This is a genomic window from Paraburkholderia rhizosphaerae, from assembly GCF_004366595.1.
In the GTDB taxonomy this organism is placed as follows: Bacteria; Pseudomonadota; Gammaproteobacteria; order Burkholderiales; family Burkholderiaceae; genus Paraburkholderia; species Paraburkholderia rhizosphaerae.
This window is the reverse complement of the sequence record NZ_SORE01000008.1, coordinates 162652-174393: the sequence shown is the minus strand read 5'-3', so window position 1 is coordinate 174393 and position 11742 is coordinate 162652. Positions and strand designations below refer to the sequence as shown.

The window sequence follows — 11742 nt, the reverse complement described above, 5'->3', positions numbered from 1 at the left end:
CGCTGATGCCCGGACCCATTCTGCACGCCGGCGCGACCGTGATGTGCGCGCACGGCGGCCAGGCTACACCGACCGCGCCGGTGGGCCGCGTGCTGGTGGGCGGTCAGCCGGTCGCGACGATCGCCGCACCTTATGCCGTCGCGGGCTGCGGCCTCACCGGCACGTCCCCGTGCGCGACCGGCCAGTGGGTGGTCGGCGCGACACGCGTTTTCGCGCTCGGGCAGCCGCTCGCGATCCAGTCGGGCGTATCGGTCTGCGCGCCGACCGGTTCGCCGATGATGCCGGTCGTTGCGCAGGCGCGGGCGCTCGCCACTTGAGCGCGGACCCGATGACGCCCGTCGCATCGCGGAGGCCAACGTGAACCTGATCTTTCCCTATCAGTTCGATCATCGCGGACGCACCGGCGCGAGCGTCGACGACACGCATATCCGCGACCTGATCGAACAGGTGCTGTTCACGAGGCCCGGCGAGCGCGTGATGCTGCCCGAGTTCGGCAGCGGCGTCGCGCAGCTCGTGCTGGCGCCCAACGCGCTCGAACTGGCGAGTGCGACGCGCCTGCTGATCCAGAGCGCGCTGCAACGCTGGCTCGGCGAGCTGATCGTCGTGCAGGACGTGAGCGTCGAGCCAAATGGCGCGACGCTCTTCATCACCGTCACGTGGCGCGCGGTGCAGGACTCGCAATGGCAGACACAGTCGTTCCCGCATCCGATGGGGAGCGCGCAATGAAGTACCGCTGCTGCCACGAACAGCGCCGCCTGAAAGTGAGCGAGGACCCAACGCTCAACGGCATCGACTATCTGGAGGTGATCGACCACGATCTCGCGCACGACGACCCGTTGCGTCAGCGCACGCTGCTCGTGCACTTCTTCAAGCCGCTGCCCACCGGCAAGAAGGCGCTCACAGCGGCGAACGTGCGCATCGACGGCGGCGAGCGCATTCGCGACGTCAAAGTGTTGTGGGCCGCCGCTGCGTCGCCCGAGCCGACGCAGCTCGTCGCGCCCGATCCGCCTGACACGGCCGCCGCGGAAGCGCCGACACTCGCGCTCGTGAATCGACTCGAGGATGGTCCGGGTACGCTCGTCGTGCGCACCGACGAGGCCGGCGATTTTTCCACGTACACGCTGCGCCTGGTCGCCTCGCCAGACAGCGACGCCCCGCCCGAAGGCTTCGATCCGTGCCTGCAGGAAGTCGCATTCGCGTTCAAGGCGCAGTGCCCGTCGGATTTCGATTGCGCGCCGCCTCGCACCTGCGTGCCACAAACGGACGAGCCGCCCGAAATCGACTATCTCGCGAAGGACTATCCCGGCTTCAGGCGTCTGATTCTCGACCGCCTGTCGCAACTCGTGCCGCAGTGGCGCAAGAGCAGCGAGGCGGATATGGGTGTGGCCGTCGCGGAGTTGCTCGCGTATGTCTGCGACCATCTGAGCTATCAGCAGGACGCGGTCGCGACCGAGGCGTATCTGAATACCGCGCGGCGGCGCGTGTCGCTGCGCCGGCACGCGGTGCTGGTCGACTATCCGATGCACGACGGCTGCAATGCGCGCGCGTGGGTGCAGGTACAGACCTCGGCGGACAGTCTGTCACTGTCGCTTGCGGGTCTGCGTTTCCTCACGCAATGCGGCGACTTCGATCCGGAAATCGCGCCCGGCCCGAAGCTCGAAGCGGCGATGCGCGCCAGCCCGCTCGTCTTCGAGGCGATGCTCGATCCGCGCTTGCGCAACGGCGCCAATGCCGACGAATATCGCCAGTCGCTGTACGCGGCGCACAACGAGATGCGCTTCTACACATGGGACGACGAAAGCTGCTGTCTTCAGCAGGGTGCGACGCGCGCGACGCTCAAGGGCGCGTTCCCCGCGCTGGCGAAGGGCGACGTGCTCGTGCTGGAAGAACGCGTTGGCCCGCTGACGGGCGAGCCCGGCGATGCGGATCCGTCGCATCGTCACGCCGTGCGTCTCACCGGCGCGCAGACCCGCGACGATCCGCTCGGCGGGCAAGCAATCACGGAGATCAGCTGGGCGTCCGCGGACGCGCTGCCCTTTTCGCTCTGTGTAAGCGGCGATAACCACGGCAAGATGACTTATCTCGACAATATCGGCGTCGCGCGCGGCAACATCGTGCTGGTTGATCATGGCCGCACGATCACCTCCGGAGATCCAGGCCAAACGCTTGACGCCGAGAAGCTCGGCACAGTGCCGCAACCGTCGCTGATCAACGTGGCCGCATGCTGCGTCGATCCGTGCAAGCCGCCGCCGCCCGATGCGATCCCGCCGCGCTATCGGCCGGTTCTCGCGAAACGGCCGCTCACGCAGGCGGCCGGCCAATTCGTCGACGCCGCGGGCGGCCTCAAAGGCACGCAGCCGTACCCGTTCGATTCGTTCGGTCCGGCTGCACACGCGATCGATGCCGATATGCGCAATGTCGTGCCGCAGCTCGATCTGACCAGCGTGTACAAGGGCACGACGAATTCATGGAGCGCGCGACGCAATCTGTTCGGCAGCAAGGCGAACGACCACGACTTCGTCGTCGAGGTGGACGAAGCCGGCGACGCTGCGCTGCGCTTCGGCGACAACACGCTCGGCATGCGCCCGGAAAGCACGACCGCGTTCTCGGCGTCGTACCGCATCGGCAACGGCGCGGCGGGCAACGTCGGGCCTGAGAGTATCGCGCACATTGTCGGCGCGACGGGCGCGATTCTCGGTGTGCGCAATCCGTGCGCGGCGCGCGGTGGCGTCGATGCCGAAGACGCGGCGAGCGTGCGCCGTCACGCGCCCCAGGCGTTCCGCACGCAGCAGCGCGCGGTCACGCTCGACGACTACGCGCGCGTCGCCGGCCGGGATACACGCGTGCAGCGCGCGGCCGCGTCGATGCGCTGGACCGGAAGCTGGTACACGGTCTTTCTGACCGTCGATCCGGTCGCAGGTGCGCAGGCGTCCGACGTCAAGGCCGGATTGCCCGGCGAGGTCGATCCATACCGGATGGCGGGCGTCGATCTCGAATGCAACGATCCGCATTACGTATCGCTGCAGATCGGGCTGCACGTCTGCGTGATGGACGACTATTTCCGCAGCGAGGTGCGCCGTCAGTTGATGCTGCTGTTCAGCAACCGCGCGTTGCCCGACCGCAAGCGCGCGCTGTTTCACCCGGACAACTACACGTTCGGCCAGAGCGTCTTCATGAGCCAGCTCTACGAAGCCGCGCACAACGTGCCGGGCGTCGCGGCGGTGCAGGTCACGAAGTTCCAGCGCCAGGGCACCGACGACCCGAGCTGGCTGATGCGCGGCGAGTTTCCGATCGGTCCGTTCGAGATCGCGCGTATGGACAACGATCCGAACTATCCCGAGCACGGCGTGCTCGAGCTCGACATCCACGGGGGCAAATGATGACCACCGACGCCGACGATTGCAGCTGCTGCGCGGGCATCGGCGTTGAAACGCCGCAGACCGTCGGCAACGCGCCGGGCTTGCGCCACGTCGCCTATCGGATCGGTACGCAACCGGATTTCAAATCGAGCCTGCTGGCGCGCCTGTCGAGCAGCGATTATCCCGCGCTCGGCGCCCTCACCGCTCGTACCGACGACGACTGGACCCTCGCGCTGTGCGACGCGTTCGCGTGCGCGGCCGACGTGCTCACGTTCTACCAGGAGCGGCTCGTCAATGAAGCGTTTCTGCGCACGGCGAATGAGCATCGGTCGCTGATCGAGCTGGCGCGGTTGATCGGCTACCGCCCCGCGCCAGGCGTCGCCGCAAGCACGCGCGTCGCCTTCACGCTGGAGACGTCGCCCGGTCAACCGGCGCTCGCCGCGCGGCCCGTCGTGATTCCGGCCGGCACGCGCATGCAGAGCGTGCCCGATCCGGGGCAGACCGCGCAGACCTTCGAGACGGTCGAGGACATTCGGGGGCGCGTCGAATGGAACGCGCTGCCCGCGCAAACCGGCATGCTGCCCGCGCTGTCGCAGGGCGTCACGGATGTCTATGTGGCGGGCACCCATCTGCAGATCCAGCCCGGCGACACGATCGCACTGATCGCGTCGGACCGCTACGCGAGTAGCACCGACAGCGGCCTCTATACCGTGCTGCGGCTCAATGACGTGGAAGAGGACACGGCGCGCGGCATCACGCGGCTCGCGTGGACGAACGCGCTCGATGCGAAGTGGAGTTCGCCGCCTGCGGCGATCGCGCGCGTTTGTGTGTTTCGCCAGCGCGCATCGCTGTTCGGCGCCGCGGCGCCCAATGCGAACCTCGTGTTCAAGCCCGGCACCGGACTTTTCAACCGCGATGAGCCACCGCCGTACGAATGGCGAGACTTCCAGTTGGGCGAGCATGGTCCGATCGATCTCGACGGGCTATATCCGAAGATCGTCGATCAGAGCTGGATTGTGCTCCGCCATGACGTCGGACTGACGATATACAGCGACCTGGTGACCAAGGGGCAGCTGCTCGCCGAGATCACGCAGATTCAGGACAAGGTTGCCGCCGCCGTCCTGAAAGACGATCTGAAGCCGGTGTCCAGCTCCAGATTCGTCGCCGCGCCGCACACGTATCTGCTGCGCGTGCGACAGGTGCAGGAAGTCGCGCGCAGCGACTTCGCGCTGTCCGCGAAAGTCAGCCGCATCACGCCGCAATTCGCCGACGGGCTGTCCAGCGTTCCGTTGCGCAGCACGATCGTGTTCGCGCAGAGCGATGAGTTCACGCCCGTCGCGCGCCCGATCCGCGAACCGGTGTCGGGCAGCACGCTGACGCTCGGTGTCAGTGAGCCGGATCTCGCGCCCGGCCAGGCGCTCGCTGTGACGGGCAAGCTGCAGCGCGTCGCGTTTCCGGTCGACACCGGCGGCATCGAATTCATCGGCAGCACGCGCAAGCCGGTCTCCGGCGAATCGTTCCGGCTGCTCGCGCCGGCGCGCATGCAGGCAGTGCGCACGCTCAGGCATGACCCGACTTACGGCTTCCTGATACCGGTCGTCGAAATTACCTGGCGCTGGTCCCTGCTCGACGATGACGGCAATACCGTCGGCGTGAAGACACCGACCGCCATGCTCGTCTATATCGATGCGCTTAGCAGCGACCTGCCGGTGAGCGAAGTCGTATTGATCGACGATGCGCCGGATGCGGTCGTCGCGACGTCCGGACTCACGACGCTGCGCCTGAAGGCCGCGCTCGCGCACTGCTACGACCGCCTGAGCTTCGCGGTCAACGCCAACGTCGCCGTTGCGACGCAGGGTGAAACCGTCAACGAGATCGCGGGCAGCGGTAATGCAGCGCTTGCGAACCAGACGTTCCAGTTGCGCCAGTTACCGCTGACCTATGTGTCGAGTGCGAGCGCCGCCAACGGCGCGCAAGCGACGCTGCAGGTGCGTGTCAATGACCTGCTGTGGACGGAGGCGGCGTCGCTCTATGCGCAGCCGCCGAACGCACACGTCTACGCGCTCGAACGCGACGAGAACGCGGTGACCACGCTGCGTTTCGGCGACGGCATCGAAGGCGCGCGTCTGCCGGGCGGACAGAACAACGTGCGGCTGCGATATCGCAAGGGCCTCGGCGTCGCGGGCAATCTGCGCACCGGCCAGCTCACGACGCTGCTCACACGGCCGCTCGGTGTGCGTTCCGTGATCAATGCAAACGATGCGACCGGCGGCCAGGACCCGGAAGCGCCCGAGGCAACGCGCAGCAATGCGCCGCTGCCGATTCTCACGCTCGAGCGCGCGGTGTCCGCCGCCGACTACGCGAACTACGCGCGCAGCTTCGCGGGCATCGCTCGCGCGTGTGCGTTATGGATCGGCAGCGGGTTCGCGCGCGGCGTGTATCTGACGGTGGCCGGTCCGGACGGCCGCGCCGTCGCGACGGACAGCGACACCTATGCGAATCTCGTTGACAGCCTGCGCCGCCACGGCGACCCGCTGATTCCGATTCGCGTGCAGACCTATACGAACACGACCTTCACGCTGAAGCTCGCGCTGCGACTCACCGGCGATGCCGATCCCGACCTCGTGCCGCAAGCGGTGCTCGCGGCGCTGCGCCAGGCGTTCTCGTTCGACGCGCGCGACTTCGGCCAGAGCGTCACGCTCGACGAGCTCTATGCGGTGATCCAGCATGTCGAAGGCGTGCTCGCCGCGGATATCTCGCAGTTGTACACGATGCGCACCGGCCCCGTCGCGCCGCAGCCCGCCGCGAAGCTCGCCGCTCTGCTGCCGTCGCTGCAGGCGGACGGCACCGTCAGCGCGGCCGAATTGCTGACGCTCGACGCGGCGCCGATCGACATCGGCGTCATGCAATGAACGCCGCGGAGACAACGCCATGAGCGTGAGCACACACGACATCGCCGCCTTGCTGCCCGCCGTGCTGCGCGTGCGCGACGCCGCGCTCGGCGAGTTCTCGCTGGGTGTGCTCGACGCGGACGACCGCGCCGAGTACATCCGCCTGAAATCCGCGATCGACAAAGGCGTCGCGACGAAGAAGGACCAGGACGACTGGTGGCAGTTGCGCGAGAAAGGCATGGCCGGTCCGCTAGTCAGCGCGATCGCGCTGTTCGCCGGGCAACTCGCCGCGCTCGCCGAAAATATCGAGCAGCTTTACGACGACCAGTTTATCGAGACCTGCGCCGGCTGGGCCGTGCCGTATATCGGAGACTTGATCGGCTATCGCGTGCTGCACGGCGTGGCGCCGAAGATCGCGAGCCCGCGCGCGGAAGTCGCGCATACGATCGGCTATCGGCGCCGCAAGGGCACGGTCGCCGTGCTGGAGCAACTGGCACGCGACGTCACCGGCTGGAACGCGACGGCCGTCGAGTTTTTCCAGCATCTGATCGTCACGCAGTATCTGAATCACCTGCGGCCGTTCTGCGCCGCGACACCCGACTTGCGGCAGTGGGAGCCGCTGGAGCGCATCGGCAGCGCATTCGACACGGTGATGCGCACGCCCGACGTGCGGCGTATCGCGAGCGGGCGCGGCCGCTTCAACATTCCGAACGTCGGCCTGTTTCTGTGGAGCCTCGACGCGTACACGCTCAGCCACTCGCCAGCGGTCGCGGAAGATGCGCGGCGGCTGCGCTTTCATCCGCTGGGCATCGATCAGCCGCTCTACACGCGGCCCCGTCCGCGCGACGATTTCGACGGCCTGTCGACGCCATTCGACGTGCCCGAGCCGATCAGCCGGCGCGTGCTGAATGCGCGTCTGCGCGATTACTACGACAGCGTGAACGATCAGGAGCCGAGCCTGCATCTTTACGAACTGAAGGCTGGCGACGCGCTGCCCGATGCGGTGGATATCAGCCGCATCCACATCTGCAATCTGAGCGACAGCGGCGCAACGTGGGCGCATCTGCCGACGACCAACGCGCAATACGCGATCGATCCGGTGCTCGGCCGCATTGCGACGCCGCCGGACCTGCCTGCGACGACGCGCGTGCTGGTCGATTTCTGCTACGGCTTCGGCGCGGATCTGGGCGGCGGCGAATACGACCGCAGCGCCGACGTGATCGACGATCCGCCCGACGACGATGCGCCGCCGCCCGTGCATCTAAGCGTGCCCGGCGAATTCGCGCATATTCAGGACGCGCTCGACAAGCTGCAGGCGACCGGCGGCGTGATCGAAATTGGCGACAGCGGGCGATACGAGGAAACGCTGTCGATCAGCGTGCCGGCAAAGGGCAAGCTCGTGTTGCGTGCCGTCGACCGGCATCGCCCGACGCTCGTTCTGAAAGGCGATCTGACCGTGTCCGGCGCAGCGGAATCGAAGGTCGAGTTGCACGGGCTGTTGATCGCGGGCCATCCGATTGTCGCCCGCAACGACGGTGGCAACGCGCTCGAAGCGCTGACCATCGCGCATTGCACGCTCGTGCCGGGGCTCACGCTGCAGCCGGACGCGGCGCCGGTCAGCGCCGGCGCGGCGAGCGTTGTCGTCGGGGTCGGCGGCGTGAACGTGACGCTCGCGCGTTCGATCGTCGGCAGGCTGGACGTCGACGCGCAAAGCCTCGTATGCGCCACTGACACGATTATCGACGCCACCGCGCCGGAACGCGTCGCGTATGCGGTCGGTGTTGACGAGACGGCCGGCGCGCCGCTGCGACTCGAGCGCTGCACGGTGATCGGCAAGGTGCACGCGCGCAGCCTGCCGCTCGTCAGCAACACGATCCTGCTGGCGCGCGATCCGGAAGCGCTGTGGCACGCGCCCGTGATCGCCGAGCGGCTGCAGGAAGGCTGCGTGCGGTTCAGCTATGTGCCGCCGGCCGCGCGCGTGCCGATGCGTTATCGCTGCCTGCCGGAGATCGCGCCGAGCGCCGCGCTCGCTGTCCCGAACTTCACTTCGCTGCGCTACGGCACGCCGGGTTATGGGCAACTCGCAGCATCGTCGGGTGCGTGGCTGCTGCAAGGCGCCGACGACGAATGCCAGCCCGGCGCATTTAACTTCCTGTCCGGCATGCAGCGCGAGACGAACCTGCGCGTGCGGCTCGCGGAGTATCTGCGTATCGGGCTCGAAGCTGGCATCTTTTACGAAAACTGATCCGTCGACAGGCGGCCAGGGAGCAAAGCATGAATGGCGACTTCAGCCGTTGGCCTTTCGAGCCCGAGTGCGACTATCGCGGCGTGCGCCTGCAACAGGGGCGTCCGCTTGGCGACTGGGACTGGAACGAACTGGTCGAGGAAACCTTCCGGCTCGCGCAGGCCACTTCGCTCGACACCTTCGGTGGCGCGGCGGTCGTGCCGCTCAATACGCAGGACGCGTTCAAGCTCACCTGGAGCGGCCCGACGCTGATGATCGGACGCGGCCGCATGTATGTGGACGGCCTGCTCGTCGAGAATCACGGCACCGGCGCCGACAGCTGGGACGCCGCGCTCGCTGAAAGCGCCGGCGCCGACCCGACGCCCTATGAGCAGCAACCGTATTTACTCGACCCGCCGCCGCTGCCGGAAGGCGGTCCGCATCTCGTGTATCTCGATGTGTGGAAGCGCGAGGTGAATCAGTTTCAGGCGCCGGCGTTAGTCGAGAAGGCGCTCGGCGTCGATACGACCACGCGCATCCAGACCGTGTGGCAACTGAAGGTGCTCGACCTGAGCAACGCCGAGTCGCGTGAGCTTGACTGCACGTCGAACATCGACGCGTGGGAAACGCTGATCGCGCCTTCGGCTGGGCGGCTTAGCACACTCACCGCGAAATACGCATCCGACGATCCGTGCATCCTGCCGCCCGCGGGCGGTTACACGGGCCTCGAAAACCAGTTGTATCGCATCGAGATTCATCAGGGCGGCGTGCCCGGCAAGGCGAACTTCAAATGGTCGCGCGAGAATGCATCGATCGAGGCGCGCGTGCTGAGCTTCGTGAACGCGACGAGTTTCATTGTCGACAGTCTGGGAAAGGATGACTTCAAGTCATTCAAACCGGGCGACTGGATCGAACTGACCGACAACCGCCGCGAACTTGCGAATGAACCGGGCACGATGCTCAGAATCGCCGATGGCGGCGTGTTTCACGATACGCGCAAGATCGTCGTCGAAGCGCCGCCCGCCCCGGTCGCGCTGCCCGCCGGCACGCCGGACGCAGCGCTATGCACACGCATCCGTCGCTGGGACCAGGCTGGCAAGATCCTGCGCGCCGACACCACGCCGCCCACCACGCTCGGCGATGTCGATACCAGCCAGGGTGTGATTGCCGTGCCGGCGGATAACAAGACGGCCATCGCGCTGGAGAACGGCATCGCGGTCAGTTTCGATGTGGCGAAGGCCGGCGGCGAGTTCAAGGCGGGCGACTACTGGTTGTTCGCGGCACGCTCGGTCGATGCGAGCATTGAAGTGCTCGACCACGCGCCGCCGCGTGGCATTCACCACCATTACGCGCGGATCGGCATCGTCGATGACGGCACTACGAGGTCAGACTGCCGGCAGTTCTGGCCACCCGCCACCGCGCAGCAGCCGCCCCCGCCCGCCGTCATCGATCACTGCGCGTGCACTGAGTGCGTGAGCCCGCGCGACGCCGCGAAGCTGCAGGACGTGATCCTCGCGATACGGAAAAAGGGCAATGGCGGCACGATCTGTCTCGAGGCCGGCGACTACGAGCTGGAAAGAACGATCGTGATTCCGGCGGGCAAGCCGATTACGCTGCGTGGGCAAGGCGATGCGACGCGGCTCATCGCAAGCTCGCCATTTGCATTCGTCGTGATCGGCGCGCAAAACGTATCGTTCGAGCGCCTCGCGATGCAGGCGATCGTGCGCCCCGCTCGCGATGACAACGCAACGAGCGGCGCGAGCATCCTGCTCTACGACAGTCAGCACATCCGCATCGACGATCTGAGCTTCGACGCGCAGTCCGTCGAAGAGCGAGGTTCCGTGCCGACTAGCTTTGCGGCGCTGGCCTGCGCCACGTCGCGGCTCGGCGTGCCCGACGGGGAGATCCCCGCCGCGAGCACGATCGACGACATTCGCATGTCGAACTGCCGTGCGCGCACGCCGACTGGCATCGTCTGCCTCGCGTTCGTCGAGCCCGCTGCCGATGTAAAGGAAGCGCTGAAGCAGTTGCAGGCAGAACGCGTGGTATTGCGCGAAGGCCCGGTCAATCTCGATGCGTTCGACATCGACGACAATCAGTTCAACTGCGCCGCGCAAGCGATCTCGCTTCAATCGACGGCGCCGGTAGACGCTCATCCGCTCGTGCACGTGCGGCGCAACCGCATTGTCGGGAGTGCGGACGTGGCAGTGTCGATCATGGGTACCCGCACCAGCGAGGTCTTTGCCAGCACGAACAGCGCCTATGCGGAAATCGCCGGCAATACGATCGATCAGTGCGGCCTGGCCGTAAACGTAGCGGGCTATGAAGGCGGCGGCTTCGACATCGTCGGTAACACGTTCACCCAGTGCGGCAAGAACGCCGGCGTGCAGTGCCTGCAAGCGCAATGGGTGCAAGCCGTCACGATCGCGGACAACTACCTGGACTTCATCGGTCAGGGTCCGAAGACCGGCGCCATGGCAGCCGTGCTGATCGACAGTTGCCTGACGGTGCAGATCAGCCGCAACAAGATGTTCAATATCGGACCGCAAAAGCTGCCCGACATCGACGGCACAAAAGTCACCGCGATAGCGATCATACGGGCGCTCGGCGCGGTCGATGTCAGCGGCAATCTCATCACACAGGGCGTCACCGCAGCGTCAGCAGAGGGCAATGCGCCGGCCTGGTGCGGCATTCACATCGAGGGCATCGGGAGGCAAGCTGACGGCCCGGCGACGGACGCCACGTCGCCTTGCGCGGCCAATGTGCACTCGAACCAGATCGGCGCGCGGCTCAACGCGATTGCTGCGCTGGTCGAAAATATCGATACCTTCCACTACTGCAACAACCAGTCGACGATCTTGCGAAGGTTCGAAGTGGACTCGGAGCGCTATGCCGACGTCGTCGTCACCGCGACATCGCTGATTGTGAACAACAACACAATCAAGGGATCGAGAAGGCTTTCCGCATTGCTCACCAACAAGCCCGTGGATGAAAATCCCGGCGCGGTGATCGGCAACGTCAGCACCGGCAGTATCGTGCTGAACGGCAAGACAGTCAGCGCGCTCAACTACAAAACATCGTTGTGACGCGCGCCGCGGCGGACTGGAGCAATGCGCAATGGAACGCGCAAAGTCAATAAACTTTGCACACCTCGAAGCCCTACAGTTTCCTTATATTTTTCATATACTGGCCTACAGGAACGGCGCGAGCATCGGCTCGCGTCTTCGAGTCAATTGCCTGACGGCCAGTGCATGGAGACGCAAGCCAT

The 11742-nt window shown here is 66.2% G+C and carries 6 protein-coding genes; all 6 read left to right on the top strand.

Features of this window, described 5'->3' with window-relative positions:
* The first annotated feature begins 5 nt into the window (after window positions 1–5).
* From BX592_RS12800 to BX592_RS12775, 6 genes are read left to right on the top strand one after another with little or no spacing between them, the layout of a single operon-like run.
* Window positions 6–317, top strand: coding sequence for a hypothetical protein (locus BX592_RS12800; protein ID WP_134192139.1), 312 nt, complete (start codon window positions 6–8; stop codon window positions 315–317).
* 40 nt (window positions 318–357) lie between these two features.
* The gene (locus BX592_RS12795; RefSeq protein ID WP_134192138.1) at window positions 358–726 is read left to right on the top strand and encodes a GPW/gp25 family protein; all 369 of its coding nucleotides are present in this window, start codon (window positions 358–360) and stop codon (window positions 724–726) included.
* Window positions 681–3380 carry a putative baseplate assembly protein gene (locus BX592_RS12790; protein ID WP_208327896.1) on the top strand — a complete coding sequence of 900 codons (2700 nt, stop codon included), beginning with the start codon at window positions 681–683 and terminating at the stop codon, window positions 3378–3380. Before BX592_RS12795 ends, BX592_RS12790 begins: the two co-directional genes overlap by 46 nt.
* On the top strand, window positions 3377–6271 hold the full coding sequence (locus BX592_RS12785; protein ID WP_134192136.1) for a putative baseplate assembly protein: 2895 nt from the start codon (window positions 3377–3379) through the stop codon (window positions 6269–6271). The genes BX592_RS12790 and BX592_RS12785 overlap by 4 nt, the downstream gene beginning before the upstream one ends.
* A 19-nt stretch (window positions 6272–6290) precedes the next feature.
* Window positions 6291–8495: a hypothetical protein gene (locus BX592_RS12780; RefSeq protein ID WP_134192135.1), complete on the top strand. Its 2205-nt coding sequence runs from the start codon at window positions 6291–6293 to the stop codon at window positions 8493–8495.
* A 29-nt stretch (window positions 8496–8524) separates the two neighbouring features.
* The gene (locus tag BX592_RS12775) at window positions 8525–11560 is read left to right on the top strand and encodes a DUF6519 domain-containing protein (protein WP_134192134.1); all 3036 of its coding nucleotides are present in this window, start codon (window positions 8525–8527) and stop codon (window positions 11558–11560) included.
* Window positions 11561–11742: the final 182 nt, after the last annotated feature.

Excerpts from the sequence above, each read along its gene's own strand:
- BX592_RS12800 (WP_134192139.1), top strand. The coding sequence starts at position 6 with ATGCCCGGACCCATTCTGCACGCCGGCGCGACCGTGATGTGCGCGCAC.
- BX592_RS12790 (WP_208327896.1), top strand. The coding sequence starts at position 681 with ATGGCAGACACAGTCGTTCCCGCATCCGATGGGGAGCGCGCAATGAAG.
- BX592_RS12785 (WP_134192136.1), top strand. The coding sequence starts at position 3,377 with ATGATGACCACCGACGCCGACGATTGCAGCTGCTGCGCGGGCATCGGC.
- BX592_RS12780 (WP_134192135.1), top strand. The coding sequence starts at position 6,291 with ATGAGCGTGAGCACACACGACATCGCCGCCTTGCTGCCCGCCGTGCTG.
- BX592_RS12775 (WP_134192134.1), top strand. The coding sequence starts at position 8,525 with ATGAATGGCGACTTCAGCCGTTGGCCTTTCGAGCCCGAGTGCGACTAT.